Annotated in this window: 18 protein-coding genes; 10 read left to right on the top strand and 8 right to left on the bottom strand. The window is 38.5% G+C overall.

Features of this window, described 5'->3' with window-relative positions:
- The first annotated feature begins 31 nt into the window (after positions 1-31).
- Positions 32-322, top strand: coding sequence for a DUF378 domain-containing protein (locus BN1068_RS00410; protein ID WP_077600870.1), 291 nt, complete (start codon positions 32-34; stop codon positions 320-322).
- 80 nt (positions 323-402) lie between these two features.
- On the opposite strand, the gene BN1068_RS00415 is transcribed toward BN1068_RS00410, so the two are convergent.
- Complete coding sequence (locus tag BN1068_RS00415) at positions 403-828, bottom strand: thiol-disulfide oxidoreductase DCC family protein (protein ID WP_077600871.1); 426 nt, start codon at positions 826-828, stop codon at positions 403-405.
- 398 nt (positions 829-1,226) lie between these two features.
- Between BN1068_RS00415 and BN1068_RS00420 the strand changes: the two genes are divergently transcribed.
- The gene (locus BN1068_RS00420; protein ID WP_077600872.1) at positions 1,227-2,144 is read left to right on the top strand and encodes an AEC family transporter; all 918 of its coding nucleotides are present in this window, start codon (positions 1,227-1,229) and stop codon (positions 2,142-2,144) included.
- A 51-nt stretch (positions 2,145-2,195) separates the two neighbouring features.
- Here BN1068_RS00420 and BN1068_RS00425 read toward each other — a convergent pair whose 3' ends face one another.
- Positions 2,196-3,065 carry a LysR family transcriptional regulator gene (locus tag BN1068_RS00425; RefSeq protein ID WP_077600873.1) on the bottom strand — a complete coding sequence of 290 codons (870 nt, stop codon included), beginning with the start codon at positions 3,063-3,065 and terminating at the stop codon, positions 2,196-2,198.
- A gap of 287 nt (positions 3,066-3,352) precedes the next feature.
- On the opposite strand from BN1068_RS00425, the gene mmgD reads away from it, so the two are divergent.
- The 3 genes from mmgD to prpB are packed head-to-tail and all read left to right on the top strand — an operon-like array spanning position 3,353 to position 6,837.
- Positions 3,353-4,459 (top strand): citrate synthase, encoded by a 1,107-nt coding sequence (gene mmgD / locus BN1068_RS00430; RefSeq protein ID WP_077600874.1) that lies wholly within the window; start codon positions 3,353-3,355, stop codon positions 4,457-4,459.
- 17 nt (positions 4,460-4,476) lie between these two features.
- Entirely contained in the window at positions 4,477-5,910 is a 1,434-nt protein-coding gene (locus tag BN1068_RS00435) for a bifunctional 2-methylcitrate dehydratase/aconitate hydratase (protein WP_077600875.1), read from the top strand.
- Positions 5,911-5,925: 15 nt separating this feature from the next.
- A complete protein-coding gene (gene prpB, locus BN1068_RS00440; RefSeq protein ID WP_077600876.1) occupies positions 5,926-6,837 on the top strand; it encodes a methylisocitrate lyase in 912 nt (303 codons plus the stop codon).
- 70 nt (positions 6,838-6,907) lie between these two features.
- Here the strand turns inward: prpB and BN1068_RS00445 are convergent, their stop codons facing one another.
- A complete protein-coding gene (locus BN1068_RS00445; RefSeq protein WP_077600877.1) occupies positions 6,908-7,723 on the bottom strand; it encodes a ZIP family metal transporter in 816 nt (271 codons plus the stop codon).
- A gap of 252 nt (positions 7,724-7,975) precedes the next feature.
- Between BN1068_RS00445 and BN1068_RS00450 the strand changes: the two genes are divergently transcribed.
- Positions 7,976-8,206 carry a hypothetical protein gene (locus BN1068_RS00450; protein ID WP_077600878.1) on the top strand — a complete coding sequence of 77 codons (231 nt, stop codon included), beginning with the start codon at positions 7,976-7,978 and terminating at the stop codon, positions 8,204-8,206.
- A 103-nt stretch (positions 8,207-8,309) separates the two neighbouring features.
- Here the strand turns inward: BN1068_RS00450 and BN1068_RS00455 are convergent, their stop codons facing one another.
- Positions 8,310-9,068 carry a processed acidic surface protein gene (locus BN1068_RS00455; RefSeq protein WP_077600879.1) on the bottom strand — a complete coding sequence of 253 codons (759 nt, stop codon included), beginning with the start codon at positions 9,066-9,068 and terminating at the stop codon, positions 8,310-8,312.
- A gap of 198 nt (positions 9,069-9,266) precedes the next feature.
- Between BN1068_RS00455 and BN1068_RS00460 the strand changes: the two genes are divergently transcribed.
- Positions 9,267-9,497 (top strand): hypothetical protein, encoded by a 231-nt coding sequence (locus BN1068_RS00460; protein WP_077600880.1) that lies wholly within the window; start codon positions 9,267-9,269, stop codon positions 9,495-9,497.
- Between the two features lie 69 nt (positions 9,498-9,566).
- Here the strand turns inward: BN1068_RS00460 and qoxD are convergent, their stop codons facing one another.
- The 4 genes from qoxD to qoxA all read right to left on the bottom strand — a co-directional run bounded on the left by qoxD (position 9,567) and on the right by qoxA (position 13,375).
- Positions 9,567-9,854, bottom strand: a complete 288-nt coding sequence (gene qoxD, locus BN1068_RS00465) for a cytochrome aa3 quinol oxidase subunit IV (protein WP_077600881.1) — start codon at positions 9,852-9,854, stop codon at positions 9,567-9,569.
- 1 nt (position 9,855) lies between these two features.
- Positions 9,856-10,458, bottom strand: a complete 603-nt coding sequence (gene qoxC, locus BN1068_RS00470) for a cytochrome aa3 quinol oxidase subunit III (RefSeq protein WP_077600882.1) — start codon at positions 10,456-10,458, stop codon at positions 9,856-9,858.
- Positions 10,458-12,407 (bottom strand): cytochrome aa3 quinol oxidase subunit I, encoded by a 1,950-nt coding sequence (gene qoxB / locus BN1068_RS00475; RefSeq protein WP_077600883.1) that lies wholly within the window; start codon positions 12,405-12,407, stop codon positions 10,458-10,460. The genes qoxC and qoxB overlap by 1 nt, the downstream gene beginning before the upstream one ends.
- 77 nt (positions 12,408-12,484) lie before the next feature.
- Positions 12,485-13,375 carry a cytochrome aa3 quinol oxidase subunit II gene (gene qoxA / locus BN1068_RS00480; RefSeq protein ID WP_077600884.1) on the bottom strand — a complete coding sequence of 297 codons (891 nt, stop codon included), beginning with the start codon at positions 13,373-13,375 and terminating at the stop codon, positions 12,485-12,487.
- Positions 13,376-13,832: 457 nt separating this feature from the next.
- On the opposite strand from qoxA, the gene BN1068_RS00485 reads away from it, so the two are divergent.
- From BN1068_RS00485 to BN1068_RS00495, 3 genes are read left to right on the top strand one after another with little or no spacing between them, the layout of a single operon-like run.
- The gene (locus tag BN1068_RS00485; protein ID WP_077600885.1) at positions 13,833-15,047 is read left to right on the top strand and encodes an EAL domain-containing protein; all 1,215 of its coding nucleotides are present in this window, start codon (positions 13,833-13,835) and stop codon (positions 15,045-15,047) included.
- A 52-nt stretch (positions 15,048-15,099) separates the two neighbouring features.
- Positions 15,100-16,266, top strand: coding sequence for an exonuclease SbcCD subunit D (locus tag BN1068_RS00490; RefSeq protein ID WP_077600886.1), 1,167 nt, complete (start codon positions 15,100-15,102; stop codon positions 16,264-16,266).
- Between the two features lie 17 nt (positions 16,267-16,283).
- Positions 16,284-19,370: an AAA family ATPase gene (locus BN1068_RS00495; protein WP_077600887.1), complete on the top strand. Its 3,087-nt coding sequence runs from the start codon at positions 16,284-16,286 to the stop codon at positions 19,368-19,370.
- The last annotated feature ends 8 nt before the right edge of the window (positions 19,371-19,378 follow it).

Consider the following 19,378-nt stretch of genomic DNA (forward strand, 5'->3'; position numbering starts at 1 on the left):
CAAAAGATAAGCAGTGAGGAGGTGAGAGACAATGAAAACACTACATGCTATTGCAGTCACTTTATTGATTATTGGTGGTATCAACTGGGGATTAATTGGATTTTTTCAATTTGATCTAGTGTCGGCTATTTTCGGCGGGCAGACCGCTGTCCTTTCTCGAATTATTTATGGACTCGTTGGGATTAGTGCCATTTATTATCTTACAACTTTATTCTCTGGAGTTGGTGAACCGGTCCGGGATGATTCAGATAATCTGCGGACAAACTTCGGAACAGAATTCAGTGAGGATTACGGCATTGAAGAAGAAATTGAGGATAAATAACTAAACGAAGAGCCTTTCGAATAGATAAAACGCGGCTGTCCCGGAAGATATGAGGAAATCCCGGGACAGGCAGTTTTATTTTATGAGAAAGGTCTTTGTTTTTCTAAATCATCTATTGTTTCTATAAACTTTTGGCGTTCTTGTGCTGTGGGAAGACGACAGGCCTGTTTTTTACCGAACCATTTATGCCGGTTGCGTGCAATAAACTCATATAAGGCATCCCGGATAAAATACGGTAGGATTTTGCCGGCTATCAGCATTTTCCAGGGGAATGTTAATTTATGCAATATATTTAAAGCAGCATCAGATTTGATATACACTTTATCTCCATCAATGAATAAAACGCTGTCGATATTATCTGGAACCCGGTATTTTTTTTGAATAAATTCTCCGGCCTCACTTTGCAAGGAAGTAAACAGAAATTGATTTTCTTGGTCCCTGTTCAGAATAAATTGAACGAAGCCGTCACAGATATGACATTCTCCATCAAATAAAATAAGTTTCATTCCTACCACTCCTACAACTAAGCTTAGTATTATCATACAACCCCTGTTTATTACAGACAAGTTTAACTGGTTTGATAAAGAACCCGCAAACACACTGAAATCCTTTATTAACAAGTAATCGCCCATACTATAAAGAAAAATAAAGTAAATCACTTGGTCTTTAAAATATTGGTGTTCTTGTCGAGGAGATGAGCTCGGGGCCCGCTGAAAGCGTAGTGTATTTCTAAGGCCAAAAGATTACTCAACCCATGAAACCCTTTGGAGCGGCCATCTTTCAGCATTTTTATACACCTTCTTATTATTATAAAAAAACATTAAGCCTTTCTGTATGAACAGTAATCAGACTGTGATAAGATAACAAAGGTGCATTTTTTAATGTATTAAAGGAGTAGAAAGTTTTGGAAGGGTTTCAACTGCAATTTATTATTTCTATATGTATTATTTTACTGGGATACTTTTTTAAAAGGGTAAAAATTTTAAAGGAATCGGACGGGCAGACAATTGCAAGAATTGTATTTAATATTACCCTCCCCGCATTAGTGATTGTTACATTTGATCAGATGGTGATATCCTTATCCCTTGTTTCACTTATTTTCATTGCTTTTTTATTTGGTCTTGCTTCAGCACTGATAGGAATCTTGGCATTCCGCTCAGAGGAAGCTGGTATAAAAGGGATGGCTGCCATGATGGTTCCTGGCGTTAATGTCGGCCTATTTGCCTTCCCGCTTGTAGAAGCTATCTGGGGGAGGGAAGGCATCAAGCATTTTGGCATGCTTGATGTAGGGAATGCTGTTATTGTGTTTGGAGTATGCTTTTTTATAGCTGGTTATTTTGCGAAGGGAACATCAAAGTTTTATTTGCGGGAAGCATTCAGTCCGCTATTTCGATCCATTCCATTTTTAACATACATGTTTGTCGTAGCCTTGAACCTCTTAGGATTTCATTTACCTGGTCTATTTTTGGAGACTGCAGAAATTATCTCTGTTGCAAATATGCCCTTGTCCCTGTTATTGCTCGGTCTCTATTTAAATTTTTCCTTTGAGAAATCATGGATTCCTCTGATAGGGAAGTATTTAGTCGTGAAATACGGAACAGGACTTGTATTAGGTTTTAGTCTTTTCTGGCTGCTTTCTGATTATCCAATGCTTGCCAATACCGTTTTAATCGGTTTTATTCTGCCCGCCTCCACAACATCTGTGGTATACGCAATAAGGTATAAATATAATACAAAAATAGTAGGCACTATAGTTAATATAACAATCATCGTAAGTTTTCTTCTAATCTGGCTGCTTGCAAGCTTTGTGGCATATCACTAAAGTTCTGTAAAAAACATTTAAAAGACTAATCCATGCTTTTTTTAGCATGAATTATAAAGCTTTTACGTCTAATGTTTGAACAAAATCAACAAATGCACGGACAATATTCATTTGCAGGGTATCTTCCTGATAGTACATCCAGGTTTGTCTTTTTAGGGGCTCGCCGGTTGGATCTGTAATCGGCTTGATAAATAATTCAGCGTGCGGCCGAACGACAAGATTAGCAACTACCGCATAGCCGAGTCCGTGAACAACCATTTCTTTGCAGGTCTCCACCTGGTTGACGTGGATTGTAATATTAGGACGCTCAATATAATTTTGATGCCACCAGTCATCTAATAAAATCCGCATATGTTCATCTGTGTAATAATCTACTCTTGGGAGCTTAGGGAGTTCATCCCATGTGAAATCCCAGGGAGAGGCGACACAGATCTCTTCCTCATATAACAACGCTTTCTTTTCCTTCCAGGCATAATTACCTTTAATAAAGCTGATATGCACATCATGATTTAATAATAGACGATGCATATCGCTGCTCCAGCCTGTGACAACCTGACATTCCACATCAGGATATTTTTCTTTAAAACGCTGCAGCAGCTTTGGCATTTTATTTGCAGCAAAGAAATTGGAAACACCTACCCGCAATGTTCCTTGTACTTCTTCCTGCATATTGCTCAGCTTTTCTTCCATTTTACGCTGTTCAAGAAGCATTCTTTTAGCGTGATGAGCAAGCTCCTCGCCCTCGGGGGTAAAAGTAATACCACGCCGTTTCCGAAGAATAAGCGGAACTCCATAATGATTTTCGAGCTTTTGAATCCTCGATGTCAAAGTAGGCTGGGATAAAAATAATTGATGAGCAGCCTGAGTAATATTTTCTGTTTCATAAAGTGCAGCAAGCATTTTCCAATCCTGTAAATTCAATTGCCAGCCTCCCAAATTAAGATATAGAAAAAATCTATCGTTATTTATTAGTATTATATATTTTTCTAATTTTCTATTCAAGGTTATACTGTATATAAGAAAAACATTTATCGCAGAGCCTGCAGCAGGAAAGAAGCAAAATATCATTTTTGAAGGGGAATTGGACGGTCATTAAAAGGCCGGTTTGTTGAACAGATTAACAGCCGGTATTTTTACTTTCGGAATAGTTTGCCTGTATCTGTTTTCAAAATAAATGATTACGCTTTCATTTTTAAGGAGGAGAAATAATGCGCACAAGTGAAGAGTTTGTTCCTGGGTTAGATGGTGTGATTGCGGCTAAAACAGAAATATCTTTTTTAGATGTGGATCGGGAGAAAATAGTTATCCGGGGAGAGGACTTAATTGAATTAGCCAAAGATAAAACATATTTTGATGTTGTCCATTTATTACTGGAAGGGTATATTCCTGGTCAGGAAGAAAAGAAAAATCTTGAAGAAAAAATTAAAACTTCTTATAGTCTTCCTGAAGATGTGCTGCCTTTATTTAAGTTTTTGCCAAAAGGAATGCATCCAATGGACGGGATGCGTACGGTTATTTCGTTATTAGCCGGATTCGATTCTGAAATTGAAAACCGTTCCAATGATAAAAATAAGGAGCGCGCTTATAAGCTATTAGGTCAGTTGCCTTTTATTACGGTAAACAGTTATTTTGCAACAGAGGGCCTGAATATAGCTGAGCCAAATGAAAGTCTCAGCTACAGTGCTAATTTTTTATCCATGATTACAGGAAAAACACCGTCAGAGCTGGAAATAGAAACTTTTGATCAATTATTATTACTCTACAGTGAGCATGAGATGCCAAATTCTACTTTTGCCTCACGTGTTATCGCGTCTACTCATTCAGATATGTATGGTGCATTGACCGGAGCCATTTCTTCCTTGAAAGGCCATTTACATGGAGGTGCAAATGAAGCAGTCATGTATATGCTGCAGGAGGCGGATTCTGTAGATGCGTTTGAAGCCTTAATTCATCATAAGCTGCAAAATAAGGAGAAAATCATGGGATTCGGGCATCGGGTTTATATGAAGAAAATGGACCCAAGAGCAGCCATTACAAAGGAAGCGTTACGAAGGCTTTGTGAAAAAGACAATGATTATAAGCTCTTAGAGATGTGTGAAGCAGGGGAAGTTATTATGAGAGAAGAAAAAGGCTTATATCCAAATCTGGATTATTATGCAGCACCGGTTTATTGGAAGCTTGGTATCCCGATACCGCTTTATACACCGATTTTCTTCAGTGCCAGAACGGCAGGTCTTGCCTCACATATTATTGAACAGCACGATAACAATCGTATTTTTAGACCGAGAGTAGCGTACACAGGGAAAAGTTATTAACAAGGAGGAAACAACAGATGGTATCCGTAAAAACAAACCAGACAGATCAACTTTTAGAAGAGATTGCTGATTATGTATTAAATAAAGAAATTAACAGTGAAGAAGCTGTTAAAACGGCGCATCATGTATTAATTGATACAATTGGCTGCGGTATTCTTGCTTTAAATTACCCGGAGTGTACAAAGCTGCTGGGACCAATCGTACCTGGCACGGTGGTTCCGAATGGTGTAAGAGTGCCGGGCACACCTCATGTGCTTGACCCGGTACAAGGGGCATTTAACATCGGAGCAATGATACGCTGGTTAGATTATAATGATACCTGGCTGGCAGCAGAGTGGGGACATCCTTCTGATAACTTAGGAGGTATTTTAGCTGTAGCTGATTACGTCAGCAGGCTGCGCCAAAATAAGGGAGAAGAACCTTTAACAGTTGAAGAGATTTTGGAGATGTCGATTAAAGCGCATGAAATTCAAGGAATTCTTGCTTTAGAGAACAGTCTGAACCGCGTTGGTCTGGATCATGTATTATATGTAAAGATTGCAACAACGGCTGTTGTTACGAAAATGCTGGGCGGCGGGAAGGAAGAAATCGTCAACGCACTATCAAATGCCTGGATTGATAATTCAAGCCTGCGGACATATCGCCATTTTCCTAATACTGGTTCCAGAAAATCATGGGCGGCAGGTGATGCAACAAGCCGTGCAGTAAGGCTGGCTCTTATGGCAGTAAAGGGAGAAATGGGTTATCAGACTGCTTTGAGTGCAGAAGGATGGGGCTTTCAGGATGTTCTTTTTAAAGGAAAAGAATTGGTTTTAAAAAGACCGTTCGACAGCTATGTGATGGAAAATGTATTGTTTAAGGTATCTTATCCGGCAGAATTTCATGCGCAAACAGCTGCAGAAGCAGCTGTTCAGCTACATCCGGAAGTGATAAACCGCATTGATGAAATTAAAGAAATTACTATATCAACGCATGAATCAGCTATCCGCATCATTGATAAAAAAGGGCCGCTCCATAATCCGGCGGACAGAGATCATTGTCTGCAGTACATTACAGCAATTGGATTATTAAAAGGAAATATCGTGGCAGAGGATTATGAAGATGATGTAGCAAAAGACCAGCGTATTGATGAACTGCGCGATAAAATGACTGTGACCGAAAATAAGCAGTATTCAGAGGATTATCTGGATCCGGAGAAGCGATCTATTGCAAATGCCGTGCAGGTTCATTTTATGGACGGCACTTCTACAGATATCGTAGATTGCGAATATCCTCTAGGACATCGATTTCGCAGGGAGGAAGCATTCCCGCAAATAATTAAGAAATATGAAGCTAACTTAGCAACACAGTTTACAGAAAAACAGACAGAGCGTATTAAGCAGCAGACGATAAATTATGATACGATAAAGAAAATGGCAATTACTGATTTTATAGAATTATTTTTAGGTTAGAAAGGTGGGGAAAAAATGGCTTGGATTGTAGATAGCCCGTTCCCGCAACATGAATTAGCTGAAAAATTTCGGCAGATGGCAGAGGAGAAGGGAATTTTGCAAATTCCCGGGGCACATGATGCAATGGCAGGTTTAGTGGCAAAACAGGCAGGATTTCAGTCGCTGTATTTATCTGGAGCTGCTTATACTGCAAGCAGAGGCTTACCTGATTTGGGTATTGTGACCTCAGCAGAGGTAGCTGACCGGGCAAAGGATATTGTCCGGGCAACCAATTTACCATTACTTGTAGATATTGATACAGGCTTTGGTGGTGTATTGAACGTTGTCCGGACGGCCAGAGAAATGGTAGAGGCAAATGTGGCTGCAGTTCAGCTGGAGGATCAGCAGCTTCCTAAAAAATGCGGACATTTGAATGGAAAGAATGTCGTTACCAAGGAAGAAATGATGCAAAAGATAGCTGCAATTAAAGAGGTAGCTCCTACACTTTATATTGTAGCAAGAACCGATGCCAGAGCTATAGAAGGTTTAGATAGTGCAATGGACCGTGCGAAAGGTTATGTTGAAGCTGGAGCAGATGCTATATTTCCGGAAGCTCTTCAAAATAATGGAGAATTTCAGGCTTTTGCGGAGGCAGTGGATGCACCGTTGCTGGCTAATATGACGGAATTTGGGAAAACACCCTATTTAACAGCAGCAGAATTTGAAAACGCAGGCTTTGATATGGTTATTTATCCAGTGACCTCTTTACGTGTTGCTGCAAAGGCTTATGAGCGTATTTTTGGACTGATTCGTGATGAGGGTACACAAAAAAATGGATTAGAGAATATGCAAACCAGAAAAGAACTCTATGAAGCTATTCAATATGATGAATTTGAAGCGCTTGATCAGGGAATTTCCAAGACTGTAATAGAGGATTATTTTAAGTAAACTAAAAAGGATACCCGTAATTTTAAATTCTAAAATCACGGGTATCCTTTTCTATTGAAGGGATACAAGCTTAACCTAATGCGACATCAAGTACCATCATAAGTGCAAAACCAATCATCAGACTGATGGTTGCCAAATCTCTATTCCCATTCTCCTGAGAGCTGGGGATAACCTCCTCTGCAACAACAAAGATCATCGCTCCAGCTGCAAAGCTTAATGCATAAGGAAGCAATGGTTCAATATGCGCAACAGCTAATGCTCCTATTACAGCGGCAATGGGTTCCACCAGCCCAGAGAATTGTCCATACATAAAGCTTTTTCCGCGGGACATTCCTTCCCCGCGCAGTGGCATGGCAACAGCAACACCCTCAGGGAAATTCTGAATACCTATTCCAATAGCAAGCGTGATTGCTCCGGCTAAAGCTGCTTCTGTACTATGATTTGCTAATGCACCAAAGGCAATTCCGACAGCGAGTCCTTCAGGGATGTTATGGATGGTAATAGCAAGCACAAGTAATGTACTCCGTTTTCTTTTAGATGGTGCGAGCCCTTCCGCATCTTTTTTTTCTGTGTTTGGATGAAGGTGGGGAAGAATTTTATCAATAACCCATAAAAATCCGCCTCCCAGTAAAAAACCGACTACTGCAGGGAACCAGGGACCGATTGCATTATCCGTTGATGCTTCGATAGAAGGGCCGAGTAATGACCAATAACTGGCTGCTATCATAACACCTCCGGCGAATCCTAACATGCTATCTAACAGTTTTTGATGGACTTTTTTTGTTGCAAATACGATTGCTGCCCCGAGTGCAGTCATTCCCCATGTGAAAATTGTTGCTAATAAAGCCTGCATGACAGGACTGAGATTTTCAAAAAACTCTAACATGATGTCTATTCCCTTCTTTTCCATTCGTTTATCATATATATATTTTATTCAAGAACTAATAATTACGCTAACTTTATTACTTTATCATTAAATAGGATGAAAAAACAATAATAGTTTTTCATGATTATCCGGCTTTCCCCATGTATCCTCATTGTTATTATTTTTACTTAATTATTCCATACCTTAAATGAATTTCGCAGGTATAATAAAATTAAGAAAAAATGAAAGAAATATAAGGTCGGTGAAATAAAGATGTATGTTATCAGCCTGTTAGGAATGAGTAAGGTTATTCAAGCACCCATGTATAAAATAGGGGAGTGGCTGGATTCTTTTAAAGGATTTATACCAACAAAAATCGTTGATCAAATAACATATTTTGAAATTGAAGCAGTAGAGGTTTTAGCTTTTATAAAGGAAAAAATAGAAGAAGAATACGACTTAATGGAGATCAGACAGCTGCTAAAAAATAAGAGTTTTATATAATATAATGTGAAACCTTCTTCCGCAGAGATTCAGTCTGACCTCGTGGAAGAAGGTTATTTTGTGTAGAAAAAATATGAATGAGTATTAGTTCCCAAAAGTAAAATTATTTAAAATCCAATGTTGCTTCTAAAAACATAACTGTAATCATCGCGTAAATATCAAAAATTGGTTCATCCGATAAGATGGAAGTATCCAGCATATCTAAAGAAAGGTCAGTGTTATCTTCCCAAAAATCATCATCTTCTGATACATCGTCATTTTCTTCCCACATTTCATCATCTAAACCAGAGCCATCTTCCATTGCTACATAAATTTCAGTTGCATTTTCAATTTCAAAAAGCGTTGTATAATTGTTAATGGAATCTTCATATAAATTGAAAAGTTCTTCGAGTTCCTCGATAGATCCAAAATCATATTCTTCCGCAACAGCCTCTAAATTCTCTTCAGACAGGTCTTCATCCAATGCAGTAAGAGGGTCATTCATAATTAAATCTAAACTGAATTCAATATCCTCGATAAACATGTACCAGATACTATCCGGAAATTCTTCATCCTCTTCAAGTAATCCTTCTTCTTCATATAACAGGTCGTTTAATTCATCATATGTCAGATCATATGTATCATAAATTTCTTCTAAACCTTCTTCAGTAAGGGGCGTTCCGAGATAGGCCGGATCATCAAAATCATCTAAACCAAGGTCAAAATCAGCCAGATAATCTTCATAATCTTGCAATTCCCAATCAATGGATTCTAAAAAGCTTTCCAATTGAGGGTCATCTGCATCAATAGCAAATGCTTGGGAAGGTAAAAGACCAATCATAAGTGCCAGTGCAAAACATACAGACAATAATTTCTTTTTCATCCTTCATCCTCCTGTGACTATTCTATATCTTAAGTATAAAGCGTTTTAAGACGAAATTCCATGCTTATAAGAGTAAGACCAAAAAAATAAATCGAAAGTCACGAGTCAAGAATAAAGTTGCTTGTTCGATAAATTGACACAAAGTTATTGACAAATTATTGAACAAAAGGCATACTATAATTAAAGGAGATGAGATACATGGAATTGAATAAAAAATTATTAAAAGGCTTGTCTCTAGTTTGCGGGACATTAATTACAATTGGTGCAGTACTGTTTATATACGGATATTTTGTAAGCGCTATAACTCTTGTAACAGCTATAGGTATCGGCTTAGCAGAGGGCGGTACATTTATCTTTATTATGGGATTGTTCCTTGTTGCAGTGGAAGAGAATATTAGGAAAAAGAATCAAAATCAGAAACAGATATAGTTGATGAAAAGACGATAATTAAATGCCATAAAAAAAGCTCAGGCGCGGTGCCTGAGCTTTTCAATATTTTTAATACATATATCCCCATATCATTGCCAGTAATGAACCAAGGATAGTTATCAAGGCAAGTACTACGCCGTAAATTGTATGGACATAGATACCGCCTTTATCTTCACTTTCTCCGGCATGCATAAATACAACGAGCTGCACCCCTGCTTGAATAAATGCTGTAACAACAAGAATGGTTAATCCCATTGCAAAAGACATGTCAAAGAAATAGACACTTAATGCAACCACAGTCAGGAGCAGTGAGAAGATATATCCGTTAACCTGCTTCATTGGAAATAGTTCTCTCATGCTACATCATTCCCTTCAAGTAAATAAAGCTGAAAATGAAGATCCACATAACGTCTAGGAAGTGCCAGTAAAGAGAAAATATAAATGATTTATTCGCTGTCCGCGCATTTAAGCCATTGCGAAGGATTTGAATAATAATCATGATACCCCAGAACAATCCTAGTGTTACGTGAGCTCCATGCGTCCCGAGCGTTGTTAAGAGTGTTGCTGTAAAACCGCTTGTCTGCAATGTTGCACCTATATGGTAGTAATGAATAAATTCATATACTTCCACGCTGAGAAATCCAGCACCTAAGAGAAGTGTCACTATCATAAACCCGATCATTGCTTTTACACGATTAATACGCATTGCATGGACCGCTAATCCAATTGTAAAACTACTTGTCAAGAGAAGGAATGTCTCAATCAATACCGGCGGCAATTCAAAAATCTCTGCCCCGGCGGGACCACTGCCCACGCCGCGGTCTACATAAACAAAATAAGATGTAAACAGCGTCGCAAACAACATGATTTCCGCGCTTAGGAAAATCCAGAATCCCAGGATATTCATTCTATTGGTTTCGGTGCTATATTCAAGAGGCAGATTTTTGGAATCAAGTTTCATTACTTAGCACCTCCAAATTTCTTTTCCGTTTCTTCAATTTCTTCTTTGTGAATGTGATGCCCGTCATCCTTTTCAAAGGAACGATACAGCAGACAGCCAATAATTCCGGCGAATGCAATGATTACTCCAACCCATACGTGGAATATAAAGCAAAAGGCAAAGACAAAGAAGATACCGGCAAAAATAATGGACCAGCCGCTGTTATTCGGCATATGAATGTCCTTAATTCCGCCTTTGAATAAGTCATGACCGTTCTTCTTATAATCCCAGAATGCTTCACTTGAATTAACGTTTGGTGTAATAGCAAAGTTATATTCCGGAACCGGATTATGAGTTGCCCATTCAAGAGAACGTGCATTCCAAGGATCGTCACCGACATTTCTTGGCGCATATCGGAAGCTGTAATAAACGTTATAAACGATCAATACGAACCCGATTGCTAAGAGTAACGCTCCGAAGAAGGATACCATACTTAATGGCCCAAATCCAGATGCTTCTGAATAAGTGTACATTCTTCGTGCCTGTCCGTTTAAACCAGTAATGTACATTGGGAAGAAGGATAGACAGAATCCAATAACAATATTCCAGAATGCCCATTTACCAATACGTTCATTTAATAAGAAACCAAACATTTTAGGCCAGTAATAAATGAGACCGGCAATCATCGCGAATACTACACCAGGGATGATTACATTATGAAAGTGAGCTACTAAGAACATGGTATTGTGATACTGGTAATCAGCACTTGCGATTGCAAGCATAACACCAGTTACTCCCCCGATGGTAAACAGCGGAATAAATGCTACAGAATACATCATTGGCGTCGTAAATCGTATTTTTCCTTTCCACATCGTCAGGAGCCAGTTAAATATCTTAATTCCCGTCGGAACAGCAATCGCCATGGTTGTAATGGAGAAGATACTGTTTGCAACTGCTCCTTGTCCCATAGTGAAGAAGTGGTGAACCCATACCATAAAGGATAGCAAGGAAATAATAACCATCGACGCGACCATCGATTTATAACCATATAAATTACGCTGTGAGAATGTAGCGATAATTTGTGAGTAAATCCCGAATGCTGGAAGTATCAGAATATATACCTCAGGGTGTCCCCAGATCCAGAACAGGTTCGCCCACATCATATCCATACCGCCATCTCCTGTTGTAAAGAAGTTGGTAAAGAATTGGCGGTCCAGTGTTCCCATTAATAAAGCAATTGTTAATACAGGGAACGCGAACACGATAATAAGGTTTGTAATTAATGCAGACCAGGTAAACATCGGCATTTTCATTAATGTCATACCAGGTGCACGCATTTTCATAATTGTAGCGATAAAGTTAATCCCCGTCATCAAGGTTCCGATCCCGGAAATTTGCAGCGCCCAGTTATAGTAGTTAACCCCAACATGTTCACTGAAGTCTGTTCCTGCCAGCGGATAATAGTTTGTCCAGCCGGCATCCGGAGATCCTCCGATTACGAAGGAAAGGTTAAACAGCATTGCCCCGGCAAAATATAACCAGAAGCTGAGTGCGTTCAAACGAGGGAAGGCAACATCTCTCGCTCCAATTTGCAGTGGAACAACGAAGTTCATCATACCGATAATGAATGCCATTGCCATGAAGAAAATCATAACAACACCATGTGTCGTGAAAACTTCGTTATAGTGCTGTGCGTCTAAGAAACTGTTATCAGGAACAGCTGTCTGCAGCCGCATCATAACAGCATCAGCGCCGCCTCGGAAAAGCATCAGCAATGCTGAAATAATATACATAATTCCGATACGTTTGTGATCAACCGTTGTTAACCACTCACTCCAAAGATAACCCCATTTTTTAAAGTAGGTAACACCGAAGACAATCGCTATACTTACAAGTCCAATTGCAACAATGGACGCATAAAGCATTGGATCATCATGGGGTGGAATCGTAAATCTATCAAAAAAATCCATTATGATAAAACTCCTTTCTAGAGCTTAGAAATATTCAGGTACATTCGAGGAATGTACTGCTTAGTCAAATGAATGACTTAATGATGGTGATGTCCGCCGTCCTCTTCTGAATCCGGGGAACCTCCGTGATTATGAGGACTGTTTTCTCCTTCAGGCGCAGGTTTGAAATCCAGATGCGTCCCTGTGAAAGTCATTTGTCCTAAATGTCCAGGCTCTAATAATTCTTCAAATTTTTCTTCTGTAAGCGGATCGGCAGTATTATGAATATCTTCGACCCAAGAATCAAATTCACTTGGAGGAAGTGCAGTTACTGTAAATTCATTCTCTGCAAAACCTTCTCCATTAAAGTTAGAGTTTCTTCCCATATATTCTCCAGGCTCTTCTGCGACAACATTCATGTAGTTTGTCATATCAGCCATTGCATATTTCTGCCCTGCAAGCTGCGGAATCCAGAAGCTTGAAATCGTGCCATGAGAATATAAACGGAATTCCACATTTTGATTTGTTGGTATGAAAACATAATTTACTGTTTCAATATCCTGCTCCGGATAACTGAAATGCCATTTCCAGTTAGAAGATGATGCGTAGATAACGACCGGCTCATCTTCAGAATACCCTTCTGGAGGACTTTCCACTTGATGTGTTGAAATAGTGGAGACAACAGATAAAAAAGCAACAATTAAAATTGGAATCGTGACGATAATCCCTTCCACATATTTATTACCTTCAATATGCGGAGGTTCATAATCGGGATCTTGTTTTGATGCTCTATATTTAAATAAAATAACTGTTAGCATTACTAGGACAACAACTACAATGAAAGACATTGTAATGATGGATAACCAAATCACATTTGCAGTTGTCTCTGCCTGGGGACCCTTTGGATTAAGTACGAGTAATGGTTCACAGCCTGCCAGTAACCCGGCAATACCTGTTAAAATTGCTAAATAGGCCCACTTTAACTTCATGTTAATACCCCTTCCCTTGATTGTGTATAAGATTGTCTGTTTTTATTAAAAGGTTGTTCAAAGAAAACCGAAAAAATGTTCTATCGATTATTGAACACACAATTAATTTAGTATAACTCTATAGCAGACATAATATTAATACTGATGTAAAGAAATTACAAGACATTGAGAAACACTTCACAAAATGTTCATGAAAACTTCTACATATTTTTGAAAAGTGTCTAAAAATGTCGAAAAAAACTTGACAATAATAAAAAATGGTAGTATGGGATTTCCGACAGTCTGTTGGAAAGTTCGGACGAGTAAAATATAATTCATGATAATAAAAAATCTTGGATGAAGGATTCCATTTATTATTTTGTTATTATTAAAGAAGCATGAAAAAATATCCGTATAAAAAAATGCGCAAAAAGGTTTAAAATGGAATATGATATAATGACATGAAGGGGGAGTCAGTATGGATCCACTAGATATTTTAATCGATTTAGAACAATTACTTCCTTATTATAAGCCGATTATTCGTGCAGATAAGCAGTTAATCAGCGGCTATGAAGTAATTGCTTATTTTTTAGATGAAAATGGCAGAAAGCAGCGTTTGGATTGGCTCTTCGATGATACTTCTATTCCAGATGAATTTCGTCTGGAAGTTAATCAATACATTCATCAAAAAGCGATTGAAAAGAAATTACAGGAAAATTATTCAGGATACCTTTCTTTTTATTATGATGTGGAATTACTCGTTCGTGATAATGGAGAAACCTTTATTAATTTATTACATGACTATCAGGAAAAAGGATTAGATCTGAATAAAATTATTCTGGAAATTAAAGATATTTCTCTGACCGATAATATGGACCAGCTAAATCATATCATTAAATATTTAAAAACTCTAGGAGTAAAAATCAGTATTGAATTAGCTTACCCGAACGGCAGTTTAAATCAATTAGCTGTTTTACATCCTTCTTTTATAAAAGTAGACACATCTTTTTTAAAGGATGATCTGCTGCCGCATTTATATAAGGATGTTTATTTCGGTGTATCAATGCTATCCAGAAAAATTGGTGCATCTCTATTATTTAAAGGGATACGTTCTTACAATCAATTGAACTTTGCCTGGAAAAGCGGGGGAGAATATTATCAGGGAAGTTACCTGACTAACCCGCAGCAGGATTTTATTGACGAAGATTGCTGTAAAAGTGAATTAACCGAGTACTTTAGTGAATTCGTGACTTATGAGCAGCAGAAGGCAAAAGCGCAATTTGAATTATTAGATTTAGTTCATGGAACCATTAACGGTCTTTTAACACAGATGAAACCAGGGAATGATGATGCCTGGTTATTAAAGCTTGCCAAAGGCTGTGAAGAATTTGTATTTCGTATATATATCTGTAACAGTGTTGGCTTACAAGTATCAGCAAACGTAGAAAAGGATAATCAGGGGAATTGGATATTATTACAAGAGGGAATACATAAAAATTGGAGCTGGCGTCCGTATTTTTTCGAAAATATTATGCGGATGAATATAGAGAAAAAAGGAATTTTATCTGATTTATATACAGATATTGAGCGTTCAGAGCTAATTAGAACTTATGCTTATCCACTATCTCAGCAGCGCTATATATTTTTTGATATTCCATATAGTTATTTGATCGAAAAAGAAGGACTGTTATAAAAGGTATAAAAATCAAATTGGAAGAATGTTTGATTCGTCGGGAGGGTTCAAAATGAAATTAATTCACACAGCAGATTGGCATTTAGGGAAGCTGGTTCAAGGCGTATATATGACGGAAGATCAGGCGTTTATCCTGGATCAATTTGTTGAGATGGTTGAAAAAGAAAGTCCAGATGCTGTTATTATTGCAGGAGATTTATATGATCGAGCTGTGCCTCCTGTAGAAGCAGTTGATTTATTAGATAGAACATTGGACAGGATTATTAATCAATTAGATATACCTGTCTTAGCAATTGCAGGCAATCATGACAGTCCCGGCAGACTTCATTTTGGCAGCCGTCTGATGAAGGAAAAGGGCTACCATATTATTGGACAGTTGTCGGAAAATCTAAAACCGGTTATTCTTTCAGATGAATTTGGAGAAGTTCATTTTCATCTTATTCCGTATGCAGATCCAAGTGTGGTGAAAGCTTTGTTTCAAGAAGAGGATATCCGCAATCATCAGGATGCAAATGCTTTTTTAGTTAACCGGATAAAAGAAGATATGGATAAAGCAGCACGTCATGTTTTTGTTGGACATGCTTTTGTAACTCCTTTTGGAGAGACAGAGGAAAATACAAGTGATTCAGAACGTCCATTGTCTATCGGCGGAGCAGAACATGTGGATGCTCATCTATTTAAAGATTTCCATTATACGGCTCTGGGGCATCTTCACCAGGCTCATCATGTACTGGAAGAAAAAATCCGCTACTCCGGATCAATACTGAAATATTCCTTATCAGAGGAGCATCATCAAAAAGGATATTTAGTAGTGGAACTGGATGAAAAAGGAGATATTCAGGCGGAGAAGAAGCTCCTTATTCCTAAACGGGAAATCCGTTCGTTGAAAATGAAAATGGAGGATATTTATAAACAGCCGCGAAGTGAAGATTATGTATTTGTACAATTGCTGGATGAAATGCCGATATTATCACCAATGGAAAAGGTACGTTCTATCTTTCCAAATGCTATGCATGTCGAAAGAATCAGAACAACAATAGGTGCGAATAATCAAACAGCGGATCAGGCTCCTAAGACGAGTTTGAGTGAGATGGAATTATTTGATTCATTTTACCGGGAAGTAACGGAGAAGGAAGCAACAGAAGAAATTAATCAGATAATGAATGAATTATTTCAAGAAATTCAGGATGCAGCCAGTGAACGGAAAGCATCCAGATAAAAGCAGGTGAAAAGAGAATGCGGCCATTACAACTAACATTAAATGCTTTTGGACCTTATAAGGAAAAAGAAATCATTGATTTTGAAGAGCTCCAGGGAAATACACTTTTTGTGATTTCAGGAAAAACGGGGGCAGGAAAGACCACGTTATTTGACGGAATAGCTTTTGCATTATATGGGAAAGCCAGCGGATCCGACCGTGAAGATCAACGCATGCTGCGCAGTGACTTTGCAGATGAAGATATACATACATCGGCTGAGCTTGTTTTTCAAATAAAGGATAAAACATACCGTATTTTTCGTCAGCTCGGTCATGTGAAGAATGGTAATAAGAGCAAAACAGGCGATAAATGTGAATTTTACGAAGTGCGTGAAGAAGGGGAAGTACCTTGTGTAGACAGGCAGATAGTAAGTGAAATTGATCAGAGAATAGAAGATATTATCGGCCTGACACCAGATCAATTTAAACAAATTGTGATGCTGCCACAAGGGGAATTTCGTAAATTGCTTACTTCCGGAACAGAAAACAAAGAAGAAATCTTAAGGCGTTTGTTCAAAACAGAGCATTATAAATATATGAATGACCTGCTTAAAGAGAAGAAAGCAAAATTAGAGCAGGAAAATCAGCGTATTTTAAACCGGATGGAACAGCTGCGTGCACAAATTTTCTCTTTGGAGCTTGCAGATGATTCTGATATTCATGAATTGGCAAGCAGGGAGCATGTTAATACAAGACAGATTATTGAAGCTTTAGAGTCAGAGCTGACAAAGAATGAAGAAGCGATAAAAAAAGCAGACGCTTATTATAAAGAAGCGGTAAAACAGCAGGAGTTTGCACAAAATCAATTATTCCAGGTGAAACAGATTAATGAGCACTTTTCAGAATTAGAAACATATCAGAAAAATCTCACAGCATGGAAAGATCAAGCGCAAGAAATGACTGCCTTAAAAGAAGGGTTATCTGCTGCTGAACAGGCGAAATTAATTATACCTTATGAGCAACAGCGAAATGAAGCAAGAAAGGAGTTTCAGGAAGGTAACCAGGCGTTGCAAATGCTGGAAGCAAAACAAAATGAAATGGAAAAACAAAAGCAGCAGGCAGAAGATAACTTTAAAAAGGAACAGGAAAATGCCGGAGAGCGTGAAAAAGTCTCGATAGAAGTAAACCGCTTAGAAGGATTTTTGCCCGTTGTAAAAGAATTAGAAGCAAAGAAACAGGAGATTCACAATCTGGCAGGACATTTAGAGGAAGACAAGAAGCAGCTGGAAAAACTAACAGCGTTCCGCAAAGTACGAAGTCAACAAATTGACCGCTTAGAAAAAGAAGAACTGCTATTAGATAAAGATAAAGACAAGCTGGAGGAAGTAAAAGAAGAATTAAGAATACTGCGTGAGCAGGCAATGCTGATGAAAAAATATAAAGAAAAAGTAGTGCATATCCAAACAGGGAAGGCTGCTCTGAAGGATAAAGAAGCTGTTTATCTGAAGGAGAAAGAGAGTTATAACCGGTTGGAACAAGCCTGGTTTGCTAACCAGGCACATGTATTGGCTGTTCATTTACATGACGGTGAGCCCTGCCCGGTCTGCGGCAGTGTGGATCACCCTTCCCCGGCAGCAACGAAGGAAGCAGAAGTCAGCAAAGAAGAACTGGAACGGGCGAAAAAGCTAATGGATGAAAAAGAATCTATTTGGCGGGAGCAGACGGCAAATATAAGGGCTTATCAAGCTGAAGGAAGAGAATTAGAGCAGGAGCTCGCACAGCATGAATTGGAATTTTCTGATCCGGAACAAAGGTATCAGGAAATCGTTGAAAAAGGAAAACAAAAAAAAGCGGAAGAGAGCAGGCTGGAGCAATCTAAAGCCCGCTTATCCAAATGTAAAAAAGAATTAATAAGCATGCGGCAGGAACAGAAGCAGAGCGAAACAGCTGTTAATGAACAGCAGAACCGGGTCAGTCAGCTTCAATCCGAATATCAAAGTAAGCAGGCTGTTTATCAGCAGCAGTACATGCAGATTCCGGAAAATTTACGTGTTCTTTCCGATTTAGAAGCAGAGATAAGCGGTTTAAGAACAAAAAAACAACGCCTGGAGCAGCGCTGGATAGATGTACAGGATACTTACAGAAAAGTACATGAGGCATTTACAAAATGGACTGCTGATGTGCACCATTTGAGAGAAAACCAGACAAAATGGAAACAAAAAATGGATGGCTTGGAGAAAACTTTTCAAGAAAAATTAGAGCAGTCCGATTTTACAGAGCAGACATATCAAGAAGCAAAATGGGACGAAGCAGCTTATCAGGCCGTCAGGCAAAGAATTGCCGATTATGAAAAACAAGGTTATCAGTTAGAAAAACAAATTTCTGAGCTTGAGAAGAAATTAGAAGGAAAGTCAAAACAAGATCTGTCCGAAATAGAAGCTGTTTTAGATAATTGGAAACAAAAAACAAAGACCAGTCTGGAACAGCTGCAGCAGCTGCAGCAGGAAAAGAAAGATATGACATTCTTTATGACGCAGTTACAGGAATTCGATCTCCAATCTGCGGATGTGGAGAAGAAACGGATGGTAATAACAGATTTATATGATACTTTGCGGGGGCAAAATCCCAAAAAGGTATCTTTTGAACGGTATCTGCAGATGGAGTATTTAGAACAAATTATTGAGGCTGCAAATCTGCGTCTGAATGATCTTTCCAATGGGCAATTCTATCTGACGAGAAGTGACCGCCAGGAATCACGCGGGAAACAGAGCGGTCTGGGATTAGATGTGTATGATCAATATACAGGACAGACCAGGGATGTAAAAACATTGTCCGGAGGAGAAAAATTCCATGCTTCCCTTTGCCTCGCACTTGGGATGAGTGATGTCATTCAAAGCTTCCAGGGCAATATTGTTATTCAGACAATGTTTATTGACGAAGGCTTTGGATCATTGGACGAAGAATCATTGCGTAAAGCAATTGATGCACTTATTCAGCTGCAGCAGTCCGGAAGAATGATAGGCGTCATTTCTCATGTGCAGGAGCTGAAGGATGTATTCCCGGCAGCGATAGAAGTTCATAAAACAAAAGAAGGCTATAGCAAAACAGAAATAATAGTTAAATAACTAGTCTA

The organism is Oceanobacillus sojae (genome assembly GCF_900162665.1).
GTDB lineage: Bacteria > Bacillota > Bacilli > Bacillales > Amphibacillaceae > Oceanobacillus > Oceanobacillus sojae_A.

What these genes read in the sequence shown, in the direction of transcription:
- BN1068_RS00410 (WP_077600870.1), top strand. Translation starts at nt 32, where the DNA reads ATGAAAACACTACATGCTATTGCAGTCACTTTATTGATTATTGGTGGT.
- BN1068_RS00415 (WP_077600871.1), bottom strand. Translation starts at nt 828, where the DNA reads ATGAAACTTATTTTATTTGATGGAGAATGTCATATCTGTGACGGCTTC.
- mmgD (WP_077600874.1), top strand. Translation starts at nt 3,353, where the DNA reads ATGCGCACAAGTGAAGAGTTTGTTCCTGGGTTAGATGGTGTGATTGCG.
- BN1068_RS00435 (WP_077600875.1), top strand. Translation starts at nt 4,477, where the DNA reads ATGGTATCCGTAAAAACAAACCAGACAGATCAACTTTTAGAAGAGATT.
- prpB (WP_077600876.1), top strand. Translation starts at nt 5,926, where the DNA reads ATGGCTTGGATTGTAGATAGCCCGTTCCCGCAACATGAATTAGCTGAA.
- BN1068_RS00445 (WP_077600877.1), bottom strand. Translation starts at nt 7,723, where the DNA reads ATGTTAGAGTTTTTTGAAAATCTCAGTCCTGTCATGCAGGCTTTATTA.
- BN1068_RS00450 (WP_077600878.1), top strand. Translation starts at nt 7,976, where the DNA reads ATGTATGTTATCAGCCTGTTAGGAATGAGTAAGGTTATTCAAGCACCC.
- BN1068_RS00455 (WP_077600879.1), bottom strand. Translation starts at nt 9,068, where the DNA reads ATGAAAAAGAAATTATTGTCTGTATGTTTTGCACTGGCACTTATGATT.
- BN1068_RS00460 (WP_077600880.1), top strand. Translation starts at nt 9,267, where the DNA reads ATGGAATTGAATAAAAAATTATTAAAAGGCTTGTCTCTAGTTTGCGGG.
- qoxD (WP_077600881.1), bottom strand. Translation starts at nt 9,854, where the DNA reads ATGAGAGAACTATTTCCAATGAAGCAGGTTAACGGATATATCTTCTCA.
- qoxC (WP_077600882.1), bottom strand. Translation starts at nt 10,458, where the DNA reads ATGAAACTTGATTCCAAAAATCTGCCTCTTGAATATAGCACCGAAACC.
- qoxB (WP_077600883.1), bottom strand. Translation starts at nt 12,407, where the DNA reads ATGGATTTTTTTGATAGATTTACGATTCCACCCCATGATGATCCAATG.
- qoxA (WP_077600884.1), bottom strand. Translation starts at nt 13,375, where the DNA reads ATGAAGTTAAAGTGGGCCTATTTAGCAATTTTAACAGGTATTGCCGGG.
- BN1068_RS00485 (WP_077600885.1), top strand. Translation starts at nt 13,833, where the DNA reads ATGGATCCACTAGATATTTTAATCGATTTAGAACAATTACTTCCTTAT.
- BN1068_RS00490 (WP_077600886.1), top strand. Translation starts at nt 15,100, where the DNA reads ATGAAATTAATTCACACAGCAGATTGGCATTTAGGGAAGCTGGTTCAA.
- BN1068_RS00495 (WP_077600887.1), top strand. Translation starts at nt 16,284, where the DNA reads ATGCGGCCATTACAACTAACATTAAATGCTTTTGGACCTTATAAGGAA.